Below are 17,273 nucleotides of genomic sequence, written 5' to 3' on the forward strand. Positions count from 1 at the left end.
GGCGATGGCTGTTTTGAAACCTTTTCGTGGATATCACTATTCGCAGAGGCTGATTGAAAAGGGCCACATTGGGGAGCTGGTTGCTCCACCCTATGATGTCATTTCTCGCCGTAAAAAGGAGCTGCTGGCTCGCAATCCCCAGAACATTGTGCATGTTATTCTGGGAAAAGATGATAGTGGCTACCAGAATGCTGCCAAACTCTTCAGAAATTGGTTGGCAAAAGGAGTGATTGAAAGAGATTCCTTGCCCGCTTTTTATGTTTATGAGCAGGAGTTTACTGTTCCACGTTCCGGCGAGAAAAAAGTACGCACAGGTTTTATCACTTTGGTGCGTATCGAAGAATTCGAAAAGCGCATCATCCTGCCTCATGAAAAAACCATGCCCAAGTATTCTCAAGACCGCCTGGAGCTGCTCAGAGCCACCGAGGCCAATCTGGAGCAGATTTTTGGTATTTTTAACGAAAGCACCATGGAAGTGGATTCACTGCTGGAAGAGAGCAAAAAAAGAGAAAACCTGCTTATGGAGTTTGTGGACTTTGATGGTGTATTGCATCGGATTTTCAGAATATCCGATACCCGGGTAATCGACAGAATCCGAAGACTTTTAAACCCGAGGACTATCATCCTTGCTGATGGGCATCACCGTTACGAGACCAGCCTTATGTATCGTCAGGAAGTTCGGGAAAAGTCGGGAGACCCTCCTGGGGATTTACCAGCGGATTACGTGATGATGACTCTGGTTAACCTTAAAAATCCGGGTCTTCTTGTTTTGCCCACCCATCGCCTGATACATGGTTTGCCGGTAGAGAGAATAAAAGACTTTTTAAAGCGCTGTGAGGAGTATTTTGTGGTCCACCTGTTTGAGGGTGAGGAATCCATGGAACTTTTCTTAGAACAGGCTCCCCCCAACACCATAGGTGTTTACGACAAAGTGGAGGGAACCTGGGGTTGTATTACTTTGAGGGATCGCCGCATCATGGATGAAAAACTGGGCAAAGAAGACGTCAATCGCTACCTTGATACCTCAGTTCTGCATAAACTGGTTTTCGAGGAAATATTGGGGATTGACGAGGAAACCCAAAAGAAAAACCTCTATGTCGATTATCTTAGAGGTACCAAAGACGTTTTCCAGATTGCTAATGAGGAAAACGAGTATCAGTTGGTGTTTGTTATGAAACCTACGCCGCTTGAAGATGTGGAACGAGCAGTGCATGCTTTTCAGAGAATGCCTCAGAAATCGACCTACTTTTATCCCAAGGTGTGGAGCGGGCTCATCATGAGGTTGCTTGAGGAAGAATGAAGAAAGTGCTCTTGCAGGTTGCTCTGGATTTTGTCTCTTTTGAGGAGGCACAAGAGCTTTGTACTCCCATTGGAGAACTGGCAGACATTCTGGAAGTAGGGACGCCCTTTATCTTAAAATATGGTCTTTCTTCACTACCTTCTTTGCAAGCATGTTTGAAGAAGCCAATTCCCATATTTGCTGACCTGAAAATCGCTGACGGGGGATTTCTGGAAGCGGAAATGGCAGTGGAATACGGTGCTTCTTTAGTTTCGGTTCTTGCTGGTGCGAGGACGGAAACTCTGGAAGAAGTTTACAGAGCCTGCCAGGAAAAAGGAGCCAAAGTAGTTGTAGATACTGTTGATCTTTTGCCTTCTGACCAGGAAAAAATCCAGTACTTGCTCACCCATCCTCCCCATTACCTTTGCCTCCATGTTCCCCATGATGTGGTAGAGAAGGGAGTAGCATTTCTTGATGAATTGCAAGAATTATTGATTTTTAAAGAATACAACCTTTCTCTTATGGTTGCTGGTGGTCTGAGCCCTCGTATTTTGCCTCGGGTTCTCGAGGCGCTTTCTCCTGAAGTGGTGGTGGTTGGCTCTGCGGTGACCAGGAGTTCTGCTCCGGAGGAAACCTTGAAACTTTTGAGGAGGCTGCTCGATGAGTACGAATCTACCTGATTTCTCTTCGGTTTTAGAAGTAGTGCTGGATGAGGCTTATGCATTGCTTAAAACTTTGGACCAAAAGGCACTATCTGGACTTTTCAAGGACGTTGCATCGGAGTGGAAAAGTAAACGCCTTTTTTTCTGGGCCCGGGGAAGAAGTTTTTTGATTTTGAAGGCTTTTGCTATGCGACTCATGCACCTTGGATACAGGGTGTATATTGTGGGAGAGGTAGATTGTCCTGCAATCGGTGATGGTGATGTGCTGGTGGTAGCCAGTGGTTCAGGTTCTACTTCCTCAGTTTTGCTTTTCAGTGAAAAGGCTAAGAACTTTGGTGCTCAAGTGGTTGCGTTCACTGGCAAGGCCGATACACCACTTGCTAAAATTGCTGACGTGGTAGTTTCTTTTAAGAGCGAGAAAGCACCACCCAGCATTCAGCTTTTTGCAAATGGCAGTGGAACTCGTTTTGAAGACGCGCTTTTTCTCTTTTTTGACGCTTGCATACTCTATCTTATCTGGGATAGGAGAGAAAAAGCGTATCAGGAAATGATGCTACGACACGCCAACCTGGAATGACTATGTTCATTCACGGACAAAAGCTAACTCTCTTTCCAGTTTGGAGTTAATCTCCTTTGCCCAAGCTTTGAGGGTTTCTATCGGGTAAGGGGCAACCTTTTGTGCCTCTGGAGATAGAGTTTTCTGGTTTTGAAAATTTTGCCAGTACCAAAGGGGAGCTTCTCGAAGGTATTGAGCCATTTCTTCCAAAATTTTCGAGTTGTGAAAAGGAGGGTAAATGGTAGTTCGAAACTCTACTTTGTGGAGAGGAAAATTCAAGGCCATTTCCAGGGTTTCGAGGACCTTCTTCTTTAAATCCGGTGGAGCAACCAGTGAATAGTTTTCTGGCAGGAGTTTAAAATCGATTGCCCAGTAATCCACAAGCCCTTCTTTTTCAAGATCTTCTACTCTGGCAGGAAAACTCCCATTGGTGTCCACCTTGACCAGAAAACCTTCCTTTTTGACCCATCTCAAAAAGGGTAGTAATTCCTCAAAGTGAAGCAGCGGCTCTCCACCGCTTATGCATACTGCATCGATAAAGGTTTTACGATTCAAGAGGAACTCACGAACCGCATTTTCCTCAATAAGAGGTAGTCCTTGCCACTCCCTAACCAGTTCTGGATTCTGGCAGTAGGGGCAACGAAAGTTGCAACCGCCTACAAATAGCAAGGTAGCGATTCTGGCCGGGTAGTCGATGTAACTTACTTTTTGCCATCCCCGAAAGATGCTCATGATGCCCTCTGGGAGCCTGATTTATCAGGCTCCCAAAACTTTCGCTTTTTCAAGCTGGTACTCTTTGCGTTCTCTAAATTCTTCCTGCTTGCCCCGGTTCCAGCGCCTTACCGGGCGGTAGTAACCCACCACTCGGGAATACACTTCGGTTTCCTGATTGCAGTGGGGACAAATAAAGGTTTTGCCAGACAAATACCCGTGATTGGGACAAACTGAAAAAGTAGGGGTAATGGTCAAATACGGTATGGGGTAGTTTTCGAAAGCCCTTTTGATGAAGAGTTTCACGGCCTGGGGGTGAGGAGTTTCGGGCAGGAAAAGATGGAAGACAGTGCCCCCAGTGTAAAGTGTTTGCAAGTCTTTCTGGTGTTCCAGAGCTTCAAAGGGATCTTCAGTATAGTTAACCGGGAGGTAGGTGCTGTTTGTGTAGTAGGGTTCGTTTTCACCGGCAGTTATAATGTCCGGGAATCTCTTTTTGTCGTGGCGTGCCAGACGGTAACTGGCACCTTCTGCCGGAGTTGCTTCCAGGTTGTAAAGATTGCCCGTTTCTTCCTGGAAATCAGCAAGTAACTCCCTCATGAAGTTCAAAACTTTGATTGCGAAGGATTTACCTTCAGGATGCGCTATGGATACTCCCAGAAAATTAAGGCAAGCTTCATTCATGCCCACAAGACCTATGGTTGAGAAATGATTGCGAAAAGTGCCCAGATATCTTCGTGTATAGGGAAGAAGGCCATTTTTCATATTGCGCTCGATGACTTTGCGCTTGATTTCCAGGGCGGTTTTTGCTATGTACATGGCTCGTTTGAGACGTGCAAAGAACTCTTCTTCGGATTTGCTCAGATAGCCAATGCGGGGTAGGTTGATGGTGACCACACCAATGGAGCCGGTTTTGTCTGCCGAGCCAAACAGGCCCCCAAAACGGTTGCGCAGAGTGCGTAAATCCAGTTGCAGTCGACAACACATGGAGCGAACGTCTCCCGGGTGCATGTCAGTAGAAATAAAATTTTGAAAGTACGGCACACCGTACTTTGCGGTAAGTTTCCACAAAAGTTGGGCGTTTTCTGACTCCCAAGGGAAGTCAGGGGTTATGTTGTAAGTAGGTATGGGGAAGGAAAAGACTCTCCCTTCGTAATCTCCCTCGAGCATGACTTCGAGAAAGGCTTTATTAATCATGTCCATTTCTTCTTGGTAGTCACCGTAAGTACCCAGGTCTGGTCGTTCTTCTCCACCAATGATGACCGGGCGCTCGCGCATGTCTTCAGGGACAATCCAGTCGAAGGAAAAATTAATGAATGGTGCTTGACTTCCCCAACGGGAAGGCACATTCATGGCAAAGACCATCTGCTGAATGAGTTGTTTAACCATCCGATAATTAAGCCGATCGAAACGTACAAAAGGAGCAAGGTAGGTATCGACTGAGTTAAAGGCCTGGGCTCCTGCAAATTCCATTTGCATAGTGCCCAGGAAGTTCACCATTTGCCCGGTCAAGGCAGAGAGGTGCTTGGCTGGTCCAGCAGCGATTTTGTCTTTTACCCCTCCAAACCCTTCACGGATTAACTGCTCCAGTGACCATCCCGCACAATATGCCGTTAATCCGTAAGAGAGGTCGTGAATGTGAATATCAGCGTTAGTGTGTGCTTCCCGGACTTCATCGGGATAAATGCGGTTTAAAGTGTAGTTGGCCATTACCGAACCCGCAACGTGCAACACCAGCCCCGGGTAAGAGTAGGTAGTGTTGGAGTTTTCCTGGGTACGCCAGTCAGCTTGCAGAAGATATTCCTGAACGATTTTTTCTATATCCACCCTTGCCTGAAGAGCTTCTCTTAGCTCCTGACGTTTGCGACGGTAGAGAATGTAGGCCTTGGCTACTTTGGAAAAACCATTTTCGATTAATGTTTCCTCAACAAAGTCCTGGATGGTTTCGATGTTCACCGTTGCATCTGGACCGAACTTTTCAAACAATTTAGTGGTTACAATTTTGCTCAGCTCTTCAGGAACACTTGCTGTTTCTTCTCCCACAGCCTGAAAAGCTTTGTAAATAGCTCGCTCGATGCGATACCTGTCAAAAGGCACGATTCTCCCGTCCCTCTTTTGAACTTTTCGGGGAGCGAGTAAGTCATAGGTTTCTTCCATTTTTTAAACCCCCTTTTCCTTTTCCTTAACCAGAGAGCCTAAGATTTCTATGAACTGGTCTACATCGCGAAACTCACGGTAGACCGAAGCAAAGCGTACGTAAGCTACCTGGTCAATTTTTTTCAATTTTTCCATAACCTTTTCCCCAATATATGAAGAAGGTACCTCTTCAAAGCCCTCTTCCTGAAGCTCTTTTTCGACTTCGCTGGCTACGGCCTCTAAAGTTTCCGTGGATACGGGTCTTTTCTCGCAGGCTTTTAAAAGCCCGTTGAGAATTTTTTTACGGTCGAACAACTGCCGGTTGCCGCTTTTTTTAATCACTACTAAAGGTTCCCGTTCACAACGCTCATAGGTTGTGAAACGACGGTGGCAACTCTGGCACTCTCTACGTCTGCGCACGCCATATCCGTTTTCAACAACTCTGGTATCGATTACCCGTGAATCTGGCTCACCACAGTAAGGACAATGCATGGTAACCCCAATATGTAGGATTAATGCAATTTAAAACATCCATATATAGTATAACTCCACATTTTGGAAAGTCAATCGCTGATGGAGAAAATTTTTTTTGCGAAATAATTTTGTTTTTTCGAATTCAAGGAGTATGAGTCGTCAAGGGTGTTTGCGATTTTTCAAGTTCGATAAAGTTCAGGGCGGCGCAAGTCCTGGAAAAGGATATGTTGCATTGAATTTTCAGCTTTGGGATGATGATAGCGTTTGATTTCTGCTTTTGAAAATTCGAAAACCGCTAACTGATTTCCTGGAAGATACAGTTCCCTTAACACATCGCCTCGGGGATTAATGGCTATCAAGCCTCCACCAGATTTCTCTTTTTTGGGGAACCACAGGTTGCAACAGGCTATGAATACCCGATAGTCATAAGCGCGGGCTGGCAAGTATTTATTCCAGAGATTGTTTCGCGGGAAAGGTGTGGCATGAGGTCCAAATATTATTTCTGCGCCCTTGCTTTTCAGGGTAGCTATAACTTCTGGCAGGTGCCATTCCACGCACAAAGCGATGCCAAAACAAACTTCGGGGTGTTCGAAAACGGGGAGTTCATTGCCCGGATGGAAAAGGCGTTTTTCTTTCGCGCTTAAGTGGGTTTTTCGGTAAACTTTTCTTTCGCCCCAGGGGAAAAAGATACCGTGGGCTATGAAGAGGTTTCCAGATTTATCCTGTTCGATGAAGCCAGCCAGGACGGTAATCCCGGTTTCCCGGGATAGCTTCTGAACTGACTGCAGCAGAGGGCTGTTCGGGCCACAGGGTCGAATGGTGACTGGATTCAAGGAGTATCCATGTAGGGAAAGCTCTGGAAAGCAGAGAATTTCCACACCAGCTGCTTGAGCTCCGTAAACCATTTGGCGGTGCAAGTTCAGAGCGGCTTCGTCGTTTAGTAAATTTTCAATTTGAGCTATTCCTATCCGAATATTTTGCATGTCCTATTGTTTTAGAAACCAACTTTGCTATAATATAGCGGAAAATTTTAAAAGTGAATAGTAGCGATTTTCTCGGGTGTTCGGGAAACCGGTGCAAATCCGGTGCGGACCCGCCGCTGTGAGAGGGAACGAAAGGTGCAAAAAAGCCACTGGCTGAATAAGCTGGGAAGGCGCACCGAGTAGGCTGAAGCCCTCAAGCCAGAAGACCGGCCTGAGAAACGAAGTTTTTTCGGCCTCTGCGAGGTTCAGAGGGCGAATTTTCGTTTTTTCAAAAACCAGGAAAGGGGGAATTAGTATGTTCCGAAAGTCTCTGGTAATTACCCTAAGCATTGTGCTGGTTTTGTGTTTTTTGTTGGTTGGGGTAAGCTCTGGAATGTCCAGAGAAGATAAGAAAGCGTTGTTACTTGTTGCTTTTGGCACTTCTTATGAGGACGCTTCTTCCGCTATTAAAAATGTTTTTGAGCTTGCCAAGAAGGAGTTTCCAGAGCTGGAAGTGCGCCTTGCTTATGCTTCCTCTATGGTGCGTAAAGCTCTTGAGAAAAAGGGACAGAAAATCGACGGTCCCGTTACCGCGCTGGCTAAACTTGTAGATGAAGGATTTAACAAAGTTGCGGTACAGCCTCTTTTCGTAATTCCAGGGATTACTTACGACTATGTAGCAAGCGTTTGCCAAGCTTTTTCTGCGATGAAAGATATATATGGGAGACCGGTTTTTGAAGAGCTTTATTTAGGAAGACCTCTACTGGAGCATCCCTCTGATTATGAAGAGGTTGTCCAGGCTTTACAGGAAATATTTGCTCCAACCCTCTCTAAGGAAGGAACAGCACTGGTTCTGATGGGTCATGGAAGCGAACATTCTGGAGGGGCTGCTTATTCGATGCTGTATCTCATGTTGCAGAAGGAATTCGGAGAAAGTGTTTTCCTGGGTACAGTAGAGGGTTTCCCCTCTTTCGAAGATGTGGTAACGAAACTTGAAGCACAAAAGGTAAAGAAAGTAGTTCTTGCGCCTTTTATGCTGGTTGCTGGCGATCATGCTCTGAATGATTTGGCTGGAGAGCATAGCGATTCCTGGAAAGTGCAGCTTAAGCAGCGAGGTTTTTTGGTGTCAACCGTTTTAAAGGGATTGGGAGAATATGATGCTTTTGCCAGGATTTTTGTGGAACGCGCGAAAGAAGTCGTCGAAAAGCTCTAAAGCTTTATGTCTTACGTAGCAGGGCGTAGAAGACAATTGCCAGGCAGGACCAGGCGAGAGACTCTCGCCTGGTCCTGCATCCTCATTCTCGGAGCGGTTTTACTCTTTTGTGTCCTTTATTTTGTAGGCAAAGGTTTTGTGGAGGTTCCCTTAGTGGAGGTTTGGAAAATTATTTTGGGGAGAGATACCGCTCAGGAAATGTGGCATGATGTGGTGCTCTATATACGTTTGCCCCGTATTTTAGGTGCTCTTTTGATTGGATTGATTCTGGGTTGTGCAGGTTGTATCTTCCAGGCTTTACTTTTGAATCCCCTGGCCAGCCCCTACACTCTTGGGGTTTCTGGGGGAGCTGCTTTTGGGGGAGCCTGTGCACTGTATCTGGGATTGTCTAACCCTATTTTTCCTGCTTTTTTGGGCGGTCTTGCTTCGCTTTTGCTGGTTCTTTTTATGAGCGGGAGAAGGGGTAGTTTTCGAACTGAAAGTCTGGTTTTAGCGGGGATTATAGTGAGTTCAGTTTTTTCTGCGGGAGTAAGTTTCATGAAGCATCTTTTTGGTGAGGAAGTGGGAAGTCTGGTTTTTTGGCTAATGGGTACCCTGGTGGGTATTCACCTCAAAGAGGTGATGTGGCTTTGGCCTTTTGCAGTGGGAATAATTATGGTGGGTGTTTTTTCAGCCAAGGCGCTGGACGTTTTGTGTCTTGGGGAGAAAGTAGCCCGTCAATCTGGAGTGGCTACTGAGACTTTTCGCCTTTTGCTTTTGATCGTGGCTACTTTGGGCACTGCTGCAGCAGTGTCGGTAGGAGGCATAATTGCTTTTGTGGGTCTGGTGGTGCCCCATATTTTTCGAATCGCTTTTGGTCCGCTTCACCTTTATCTTTTGCCGCTTTCGGCTCTGGGAGGTGCGCTGTTACTTTTGGTTTCGGATAACCTTATTCGAGTTTATTTTGGAGTAGAGATACCGGTTGGTGTTTGGACTACGCTCATTGGTGGTCCCTTTTTCTTTTATCTTTTCATTAAACGAGTTTCCTGGCGTGAGGGACGAAGTGAAAGTTGAAGTGGAACTGCATAAGGTTTCTTTTTCATACGGGGAGGGATGGGTGTTTAAGGAAATTTCTCTACGCCTTACAGGAGGAGTTTTCTATGCTTTGCTTGGTCCCAATGGTTCGGGCAAAAGTACTTTGTTGTCTTTAATTTCTGGTCTCCTCGTGCCTCAAGAGGGAGAAGTTATACTTTGTGGAAAAAAGATGAGAAAGATGCCTTTACGAGAAGTGGCTCGCCATGTGGCTCTGGTTCCTCAAGATTTTTTCGTACGCTTTCCTTACACAGTTTATTATACAGTTCTTACTGGTAGGTTTCCCTTTTCCTCGGGAAGGTGGGCCTACTCTGAGGAAGATCATCGTTTGACCAAACATTACCTTGATGAAGGGGGCATTCTCCATCTTGCAGATTCTCCGGTGACTGCTCTGAGCGGCGGAGAGTCTCAGAAGGTGGCCTTTGTGAGAGCTTTGGTGAGAGAAACACCGGTTCTTCTTCTGGATGAGCCGGTTTCCAACATCGATGTTGCTTCTACACTCAATTTTTTGAAGAAAGCTCGGCTTCTGGCTCAAGAGGGAAAACTGGTAGTAGCAGCTTTTCATGATCTAAATCTTGCTTCGCTTTTTGCCGATCAGATCATTTTTGTAAAAGGGGGGCAGGTGGAACTCTGGGAGGATAAAAGAGAAGCTCTGAGTCCTCAAAACATTCAGCGGATTTTTGGTATCGAGGTGGTACCTTACGAGAGCCCTGAAGGGGAACTATATCTTTTATACAGAGTGGAATAAGGGGGTGTGGTTGATGCGTCTGAAAAAGGTTGTTTTGTTGATTTCTGTTTTCTGGGTTGTCGTGTTTTGTATTTGCCAGGGAACCTGGGCCGAAGTATCCATTCGCGATTTCTGGGGGAAAGAGGTTGTTTTGGAGGAACCGGCGCATCGTATAATTTCGCTCTATACTGCTCATACCGAGAGCCTTTATTTTCTGGGTGCCCAAGAGAACCTGATAGCGGTTTCTACTTCCTGTGACTTTCCTCCTGAAGTGGCTCTCAAGAAAATCGTTGATTATCGCTCGGATCCAGAAAAAGCCATAGCGCTAAAACCTGATGCGGTTTTGGTGCGGGATTACGTTGTAACCAACTATCCTCGCTTTGTAGAGGCGTTAGAGGGGGTGGGTATTCCGGTCATCGATTTAAATCCCGAGCACCTTGCCGATCTTGATGATTACTTTGCCGCGCTCGGAGCAATTACCGGTTTAAGCGGACAGGCCAGGAAGCTTTCCGAGAGTTTTCATCAGGAAATAACGAAAATTGTCGCCAAGATTAGCAATATCCCTCCAGAGCAAAGGAAGAAGGTGTTTTTCGAGAGTGTGGCTAAAGACTATAAAACGGTTACCCCAGGGACATTGGTTGATGAGTTGATTGCTTTGGCTGGTGGTATTAACGTTGCTTCTTCTGCACGGCCGGTTAGATCAGGTTCTCGCATTGCTGCTTTTGGTATTGAGCGTCTTCTCAGTCTGGCTGACGAAATCGACGTTTATCTTGCCCAGCGTGGGGTCATGAATCGGGTAACCAGAAAGAGTATTCTTGAGCGTCCAGAGTTGCGCTCTCTTCGTGCTGTCAAAGAAGGTAGGGTTTATGTAGTAGACGAGGCCATTGTCAGCAGACCTGGTCCTCGTCTTTCCTGGGGACTTGAGGAACTGGCCCGCATGCTTTATCCCGAGATTTTTGAAGATCTGAAGGAATTTGCTTTTCCTGAAGCGATTTCCCGAGCAGTAGCTGCTCAAGCCGTAGTTTGGGGCTTGGGAATACCTTTGTATGTGCCCACCAAGAAGGATTTTAAAACTGAGGGATATGTTGCCGGTAAATGTGAAGATCTTTCCTGGAGCGATTCCTTCAGTAGATACGTAGAGACCCTCATCCATACTGGAGCAGCGGTTCCCGAACAAAAGGAAGGAAAGTTTTTCTTTCATCCCGACCAACCACTTACCAGGGTGGAACTTGCCCGGTGGCTTTACATTCTTCTTGACTTTGAGGTAGAAAACGGGGACTTTACCGTTTTGGTGGATATAAATTCTCTGAGCCGTGCCGATCAAACTGCAGTGTTAGTTACTGTCGCTTCAGGAATTTTTGATGGATTGATTTCCGGAAAACATTTTGAGCCTTACAGGCCGCTTACCGGAGAGGAACTGGTTAAGGTACTTGAAAGAGCCCGGGAAAAGGGAAGGAGAGGTTTTTTCTTTGAAAGGTAAAGAGATTGAAAAGAAAAGCTTTGCTTTAATAAACAAATTACTCGATTGTTACGCTCTTCCTGAGTACGGACGTTTTATTATCGAAAGAGTGGTGCATGCCAGTGCAGATTTTTCCTTGGCTTCTCTTTTGGTAGTTAAGCCGGGTTTTATAGAAAAGTTCCGGGAAGCCGTCGCAAAGCCAGGTTATACTGTTTTTTGTGATGTTTCCATGGTGTGTCATGGTATCTCGCCCTCTCTCATCAAGCGAAGTGGGATGATTCTCTGGGAAGCAGTACATAGCCTGGAATGTCGGCAACTCGCAGATAGAGCTGGTTCTACGCGTTCAGAAGCAGCGGTGGAGCTTGCTATAGCTAAGGGAATACGGGGGTTCGTTTTTGGTAATTCTCCGACAGGCTTGTTGCGCTTGGTTGATAGAATCAAGGCAGGCTATCCGGTGGATTGGGTGATAGGATGTCCGGTTGGTCTGATAATGGCTGCTCAGGCCAAAGAGGAGCTGCTTTCGCTCGAAGTACCTGCGGTGGTTTTACGTGGCCCTCGGGGAGGGAGTCCAATAGCAGCAAGTATTGTAAACGCCATGTTAGTCAGAATCTTTGGGGATGATGGAAGTGACTGAATCTTCAGAAAAGCTGTTTGCAGGAAAAAAAGAATTGCGCAGAGGGTTGAGCACAGGCACCTATGCTGCCGCTTGCGCTAAGGCCGCAGCGCTTTTTTTGCTTGGTGAGCGACGGGAAAAAGTGAAAGTGTGGTTACCGTGTGGTCAAGAGAGGGAGGTTGCGGCAACGGTGCGCCTAAGCGGAGGTTACGCTGAAGCCTTAGCTGTGAAAGACGCGGGCGATGACCCCGATGTTACAAACGGTATCGAAATTGGGGCACGGGTGTGGTTGCGTAAGGGTGAGCAGAGGATATTTATTCGTGGAGGCGAGGGGGTAGGAGTAGCTACTAAGCCGGGCTTGAGAGTGAAAGTTGGAGAATGGGCTATTAATCCGGTTCCCCGACGTCAAATTGAAGTAAACTTAAAGGAAGTTCTTCCATCGGGTTTTTCTGCTGAGGTGGAAGTCTTTGTTCCCCGAGGCAGAGAGGTGGCCAAACACACTTATAACCCGATTCTTGGTATAGAAGGGGGTATTTCCATTCTGGGTACTACTGGTCTGGTTCTTCCCATGTCTCATCAAGCTTTTCAGGAGACCGTCTACTTGCATCTGAAACAGTGTTTCCTTTTGGGAAGAAAGAAAATCTGTCTGGTGCCTGGCAACTATGGGTACGCAAAAGCTCTGGAGCTGGGTTTTGCGAAAGAGGAAACCGTAAAAATCAGCAGCCTGGTAGGCTTTGCTCTGGAAACTTGTGCAGAATTTGGCGCTGAAAGGGTTTTTTTGGTGGGGCAGGTGGGCAAAATGGTGAAAATTGCTGGAGGTATTTTTGATACTCACCATTTGGTTGCCGATGCTCGACGGGAAATTCTTTTTGCTCATCTGGTGCGAGCTGGATTGCCAGTTCCTTTCTGGAATAAAGTTTGGAAAGCCCGTACTGCGGAGGAAGTGGCTTTGCACATCGCTTCCTGGGAAGGGGCGGCTGAGTTCTGGCGATATCTGGCCAGAGAGATTTCTCATCGAGCTGAAGAAAGGGTTCAAAGAGCTTTTAGGGTGGAAAGCATCGTTTTCTCTCTTCATCTTGGCGTGCTGGGGAGAGGTTAAATTGGGCTGGATCACTGTGATTGGAGCTGGTCCTGGTGACCCTACTTTGCTGACTCTTCGGGCGTACGAATTGCTTCGGGAAGCGAAAGTGGTAGTGTGCAGAGAAGATCTTGCGCAGTGTTTTCCTGACTTGCAAACCATAGTCCCCTTGCCGGGGAAGCTCTCAAAAATGTTACAGGTTCTTGAAGACCTACACAGAAAGTATCGCGAGGTAGTGTTGTTGCTTTCTGGAGATTCTACCCTGTTCAGTCTTATCAAGCATCTCCCTGAAGAGTGGGTTAAGGAAATTGTGCCGGGAATCAGCGTTCTTCAGTATTTTTGTGCTCGTTTAAGGATAGCCAGGGACCATCTTGCTTTGTTGAACCTCCACGCCAAGGAGGATTTTTCTGAATTGCGCTTCGTGCTTGAGGAAGGCAGGGGGGGATTGGTTTTAAGCGGGGATTCAAGTAAGACCAGCAAGGTACTCGCTTTAGTTCAGCGTGTGCGTCCTGGCTGTGAAGTGGTGGTGGGTGGTGATCTTTCTTTGCCTGGAGAAAAAATAATCAAGGGTAAACCTGAGGAGGTGAAAGAAAAGCTTGGTGGGAATCGTTTTCACGTGGTTTATTTTCCCTTTGTTTCTCCTTCGGGTATCACCTTTTTTGAAGACGAAGAATTTGTGAGAGAAAAGATACCTCTTACCAAGAAAGAGAACCGAATGCTTATTATTTCTATTTTAGAGCTCTCCCCTGGTATGCAGGTTCTTGAAGTGGGCAGTGGCTCGGGGGGAGTTACTGTGGAAATAGCCCGGCGCATTGGCGGAGGAACGGTTTTTGCTGTAGAGCGTGATGAGCGGGCACTTTTTTATTTGAACAGCAACCTGGAGCGTTTTGGAATAAGTAATGTGCGATTAATAAGGGGAGAGGCTCCCCAGGCTATTCCTCGGGAGAATTTCCATAGGGTTTTCATAGGGGGTAGTGGAGGGCGTCTCGCTTCTATTATGGAGAGAGCTTTTCCTCTTCTGGTTGAGGGAGGTATTATGGCTTTTGTAGCGATAACCCTGGAAACCCTTGAAGAAGGAGTGCAGATTATGAAAAAAATGCCTTTTCGAGATTTTCAGATAGTTGAACAGAATGTTACTCGTTTTGAAGAAAGAGGGGGACGAAGAATGGTTCACTCTTTGAACAGCATTTTTTTGGTGTGGGGGAGAAAAGATGCCTAAGGTGTACTTTGTGGGAGCAGGACCTGGCGATCCAGAGTTGATCACCCTTAAAGGCAAAAAGTGTCTTGAAGAGGCGGATTGTGTTGTTTACGCTGGTTCCCTTGTCAATCCAGCTGTTTTGGATTTTGCGCCTTCTTGCGCTACCTTGGTCGATAGCTCTTCGCTTTCGCTGGAGGAAATCGTTGGTTTTATGGTTTCTCAGGTAAAGGCAGGAAAGAAAGTGGTCAGGTTGCATTCAGGAGATCCCGCGCTATACGGAGCTATTAATGAGCAAATCCGGGAACTCGAGAAGCAAAGCATCGAGGTGGAGGTTGTACCAGGGGTTTCCTCGGTTTTTGCTGCTTCGGCGAGGTTAAAAAGAGAATATACTATTCCCGGGGTTTCGCAAACCCTCGTTATTACTCGCCTTGCTGGAAAGACACCGGTACCTGCCCGGGAAAGGTTGAGCAAGCTTGCTCAACATCAAAGTTCAATGGCCATTTTGCTGAGCACTTCCATGAGTAAGGCTTTGCAGGAAGAACTACTTGCTGCTTTTCCTCCTACCACTCCTTGTGCTGTTTTGTACCATGTGACCTGGCCTGATGAGCTGATATTGAGAGGGACTCTGGAAGAGTTGCATAGCATGATTTCAGAGCATGGTCTTCAAAGGAGTGCCATTGTTCTGGTGGGAGATTTTTTGTCATCGGAAGGAATGCGGTCCTACCTCTATAGTGGTGATCGCGGATGAAAGTTCTACTGGTTGAGGTTTTGGATAGCGACTTTCCTGGTAAAGAGATAAAGGAATTTCTGGAGAAAGAAAAAGGAGCTCAGGTGATAGTTGCCCGGTGTGAAGAGGTCGGAAAGTTCTGGAATGCGGTGGACATTCTGGTTGTGGTGGGAAGCCTGGGCATTGCTGTGCGTTTGGTAGCTCCTTTTCTGAGGGATAAAAGGAGTGACCCCGGAGTACTGGTGGTGGATTCAAAAGGCAACTTCTGCATTGCTCTTTGTGGTGGCCACTGGCGGGGAGTTAACTCCTTAGCTCGATCGCTGGCCCATTTCATAGGAGCAGAGGCGGTGGTGACTACTGCTTCCAACGTGCGCGGCTTGTTTTCCCCGGAAGAAGTGGCATCACGGCTGGAAGGAACTCTGGAGGGCGAACGTGAAAGCTTGCTAAAGATATTGAGTCGTTTAGTTAGAGGAAATGAAGTAGATTTCTTTTTTGACTCGGCTTTTTCCCTCCCAGCTTTCCCTGGCTACTCTTTGAAGGAGTGGACCGGGAAACTCCCTGGGCAGGAGTTTTTGTTTTTTGGAGAGCGGATTTTGGCCGCAAAGGGCTGGGTGGCAATCAGGCCGCGCACCCTGGTTGTGAGCATTGGTTTTAGAAAAAGCGTTTCCGTTGAAAGGATAGAAGAAGCCATTCGAGATTTCTTCAAGCGGCATGCATATTCTATGGCTTCTATCAAAGAGTTGCTTACTTTAGAGCGCAAAAAAGAAACTTTGTTGCCACTTGGAGAGAAACTGGGCGTTCCAGTGAAAGGAGTTTGTGAGGAAGAGCTACGGAGAGTTGAAGGGATTTTTAGCTCTCCCTGTGCCAAAAAGCACCTTAACATCCCGGGTTTGGTTGAGCCAGCTTTAATTCTTTCGGGGTGCGAAATTCTGGTGCCTAAAACCGTTTACCCAGGGATAACTTTAGCGCTGGGTAGAAAGAGCTGGTGCAGAAAAGGTTTGCTTTATCTGGTTAGTTTAGGAGCTGGGGGTAGCCCAAACCTCACTGTTCAGGCTCGGGAAGCCCTTGAGGATAGTGAATGGATTTTAGGTTACCGCAGGTATCTCGATTTGGTACCTCCGCATCTTGAAGGAAGGGTTGTGAGGAAATACTCGGCGATGGGTGAAGAAGTGAAGCGGGCTGAGCTGGCAGTTTCTTTGGCTGAGAAGGGCAATCGAGTTTCTCTGGTCAGCAGTGGTGACGTGGGCGTTTTTGGGATGGTTTCTCCTGCCTTAGAAATTGCTCTATCTCGGGGTGTTTCCTGGAAGATAATTCCCGGAGTAAGTGCCTGTCTTTATGCGGCTTCCAGGCTGGGTTCACCCTTGGTAGGTGGTTTTGCCGTGGTTAGCTTGAGCGACTACCTGGTGCCCTGGGATAGGATTAAAAAAGACCTGGAGCTTCTGGCGGCTACTGACCTGGCTGTGGCTGTTTACAACCTGGTGGAACGAGGAAAGGAAGAAAAAATAGCTTTTTTGAAATCGGTTTTTGCGAAATATCGAGGTTCTGGTGTTGCGGTAGGCCTGGTCAGAGCTTCAGGAGAGAAGACAGTGATGACTATCGAAGATCTTGAAGCCTCGCAGCTTGATATGCAGTGTACGCTTATTGTGGCACCTCCACATGCCCGGGTGGAAGGAGATGCTATTCTTGTAGAAAGGGGATATTCGCTGTGAAGTTGTGGGTAATTGGAGTGGGACCAGGAGATCCTAAGCTGTTGACTCTGGCTGCTTTGGAAGTTTTACAAAAAGCGGAGCTGGTTTTTGCCCCTTTGATGGGTTCTGAAGCTTCAAGTAGAGCTTATCAGGTGGTAAAAGTTTTTCTTCCCGATCACTGTAAAGTGGTGCAGCTTTGCTTCGATGGGGATGAAAGAAAAATATCGCAGACAATTCTGGATGAGATAGCAAGGTATTCTTGCAAAGAAGCGGTGTTTTTGGTTCTTGGAGATCCCCTGCTGTATGGCTCTTTTTTCAAGTTGTTTCCAGAGATTCAAAAAAAAGCAGACCTGGAGATAAGGATAGTTCCGGGAATCAGCGCCTATCAGGCTATGGGTGCCCGCCTCGGTATACCTCTTGCTCAAGGAGATGAGGTGGTGAGTATTGTACCGGGAACTGTTTCTCTTGAGCGATTTAAAGCGTTGCTCGAGCTTTCAGATACTCTTCTCCTTTATAAGTTAGCTCTTTTCCTTAGGCGAGACTTCCTTGTCTCACAGGATTTTTGCAAAGGATGGATTGGAGAAAACCTCTCCACGGACAAAGAGAAGATTTACCCCCTGTCTGGAGACTCTCGTAATTTGCCCTACTTTTCGATGGCCATTTTAAAGAAGGCCTGATTTGTGAGATAATAACTTGAAACACTCTTTTTGTTTGCTGGTGAG

The 17,273-nt window shown here is 46.7% G+C and carries 17 protein-coding genes and 1 riboswitch; of the genes, 13 read left to right on the forward strand and 4 right to left on the reverse strand.

Translation table 11 applies throughout. The annotated features are described in order from the left end of the window. The first annotated feature begins 4 nt into the window (after positions 1–4). From ACKTT1_RS01280 to hxlB, 3 genes are read left to right on the forward strand one after another with little or no spacing between them, the layout of a single operon-like run. Complete coding sequence (locus tag ACKTT1_RS01280) at positions 5–1,300, forward strand: DUF1015 domain-containing protein (protein ID WP_412709882.1); 1,296 nt, start codon at positions 5–7, stop codon at positions 1,298–1,300. Next, complete coding sequence (locus tag ACKTT1_RS01285; protein WP_369017895.1) at positions 1,297–1,959, forward strand: orotidine 5'-phosphate decarboxylase / HUMPS family protein; 663 nt, start codon at positions 1,297–1,299, stop codon at positions 1,957–1,959. The genes ACKTT1_RS01280 and ACKTT1_RS01285 overlap by 4 nt, the downstream gene beginning before the upstream one ends. Beyond that, on the forward strand, positions 1,940–2,518 hold the full coding sequence (gene hxlB / locus ACKTT1_RS01290) for a 6-phospho-3-hexuloisomerase (RefSeq protein ID WP_412709883.1): 579 nt from the start codon (positions 1,940–1,942) through the stop codon (positions 2,516–2,518). The genes ACKTT1_RS01285 and hxlB overlap by 20 nt, the downstream gene beginning before the upstream one ends. A 6-nt stretch (positions 2,519–2,524) precedes the next feature. Here hxlB and ACKTT1_RS01295 read toward each other — a convergent pair whose 3' ends face one another. From ACKTT1_RS01295 to ACKTT1_RS01310, 4 genes are all read right to left on the reverse strand, one after another. Beyond that, positions 2,525–3,229 (reverse strand): anaerobic ribonucleoside-triphosphate reductase activating protein, encoded by a 705-nt coding sequence (locus ACKTT1_RS01295; RefSeq protein WP_412709884.1) that lies wholly within the window; start codon positions 3,227–3,229, stop codon positions 2,525–2,527. Positions 3,230–3,253: 24 nt separating this feature from the next. After that, entirely contained in the window at positions 3,254–5,362 is a 2,109-nt protein-coding gene (locus tag ACKTT1_RS01300; RefSeq protein ID WP_412709885.1) for a ribonucleoside triphosphate reductase, read from the reverse strand. Between the two features lie 3 nt (positions 5,363–5,365). Beyond that, on the reverse strand, positions 5,366–5,833 hold the full coding sequence (gene nrdR, locus ACKTT1_RS01305) for a transcriptional regulator NrdR (RefSeq protein WP_369017891.1): 468 nt from the start codon (positions 5,831–5,833) through the stop codon (positions 5,366–5,368). A 161-nt stretch (positions 5,834–5,994) separates the two neighbouring features. Then, positions 5,995–6,798, reverse strand: a complete 804-nt coding sequence (locus ACKTT1_RS01310) for a nitrilase-related carbon-nitrogen hydrolase (RefSeq protein ID WP_412709886.1) — start codon at positions 6,796–6,798, stop codon at positions 5,995–5,997. Between the two features lie 57 nt (positions 6,799–6,855). Continuing rightward, a riboswitch (cobalamin riboswitch) is annotated at positions 6,856–7,028 on the forward strand. 65 nt (positions 7,029–7,093) lie between these two features. Between ACKTT1_RS01310 and ACKTT1_RS01315 the strand changes: the two genes are divergently transcribed. The 10 genes from ACKTT1_RS01315 to ACKTT1_RS01360 are packed head-to-tail and all read left to right on the forward strand — an operon-like array spanning position 7,094 to position 17,228. Beyond that, a complete protein-coding gene (locus ACKTT1_RS01315; protein WP_412709887.1) occupies positions 7,094–7,990 on the forward strand; it encodes a sirohydrochlorin cobaltochelatase in 897 nt (298 codons plus the stop codon). Positions 7,991–7,996: 6 nt separating this feature from the next. Beyond that, complete coding sequence (locus tag ACKTT1_RS01320) at positions 7,997–9,043, forward strand: FecCD family ABC transporter permease (protein ID WP_412709888.1); 1,047 nt, start codon at positions 7,997–7,999, stop codon at positions 9,041–9,043. Continuing rightward, positions 9,033–9,809, forward strand: coding sequence for an ABC transporter ATP-binding protein (locus ACKTT1_RS01325; protein ID WP_412709889.1), 777 nt, complete (start codon positions 9,033–9,035; stop codon positions 9,807–9,809). The genes ACKTT1_RS01320 and ACKTT1_RS01325 overlap by 11 nt, the downstream gene beginning before the upstream one ends. A gap of 13 nt (positions 9,810–9,822) precedes the next feature. Next, positions 9,823–11,268: an ABC transporter substrate-binding protein gene (locus ACKTT1_RS01330; protein WP_412709890.1), complete on the forward strand. Its 1,446-nt coding sequence runs from the start codon at positions 9,823–9,825 to the stop codon at positions 11,266–11,268. After that, the gene (locus ACKTT1_RS01335) at positions 11,258–11,881 is read left to right on the forward strand and encodes a precorrin-8X methylmutase (protein ID WP_412709891.1); all 624 of its coding nucleotides are present in this window, start codon (positions 11,258–11,260) and stop codon (positions 11,879–11,881) included. The genes ACKTT1_RS01330 and ACKTT1_RS01335 overlap by 11 nt, the downstream gene beginning before the upstream one ends. Further along, positions 11,865–12,959: a cobalt-precorrin-5B (C(1))-methyltransferase CbiD gene (gene cbiD / locus ACKTT1_RS01340; RefSeq protein ID WP_412709892.1), complete on the forward strand. Its 1,095-nt coding sequence runs from the start codon at positions 11,865–11,867 to the stop codon at positions 12,957–12,959. The genes ACKTT1_RS01335 and cbiD overlap by 17 nt, the downstream gene beginning before the upstream one ends. Position 12,960: 1 nt before the next feature. After that, entirely contained in the window at positions 12,961–14,157 is a 1,197-nt protein-coding gene (gene cbiT / locus ACKTT1_RS01345; protein WP_412709893.1) for a precorrin-6Y C5,15-methyltransferase (decarboxylating) subunit CbiT, read from the forward strand. Further along, on the forward strand, positions 14,150–14,884 hold the full coding sequence (gene cobM / locus ACKTT1_RS01350; protein WP_412709894.1) for a precorrin-4 C(11)-methyltransferase: 735 nt from the start codon (positions 14,150–14,152) through the stop codon (positions 14,882–14,884). The genes cbiT and cobM overlap by 8 nt, the downstream gene beginning before the upstream one ends. Next, the gene (locus ACKTT1_RS01355) at positions 14,881–16,572 is read left to right on the forward strand and encodes a cobalamin biosynthesis protein (protein ID WP_412709895.1); all 1,692 of its coding nucleotides are present in this window, start codon (positions 14,881–14,883) and stop codon (positions 16,570–16,572) included. The genes cobM and ACKTT1_RS01355 overlap by 4 nt, the downstream gene beginning before the upstream one ends. After that, positions 16,569–17,228, forward strand: a complete 660-nt coding sequence (locus ACKTT1_RS01360) for a precorrin-2 C(20)-methyltransferase (RefSeq protein ID WP_412709896.1) — start codon at positions 16,569–16,571, stop codon at positions 17,226–17,228. The genes ACKTT1_RS01355 and ACKTT1_RS01360 overlap by 4 nt, the downstream gene beginning before the upstream one ends. Positions 17,229–17,273: the final 45 nt, after the last annotated feature.

The sequence above is a fragment of the Atrimonas thermophila genome, assembly GCF_045864955.1.
Taxonomy (GTDB): domain Bacteria; phylum Atribacterota; class Atribacteria; order Atribacterales; family Thermatribacteraceae; genus Thermatribacter; species Thermatribacter velox.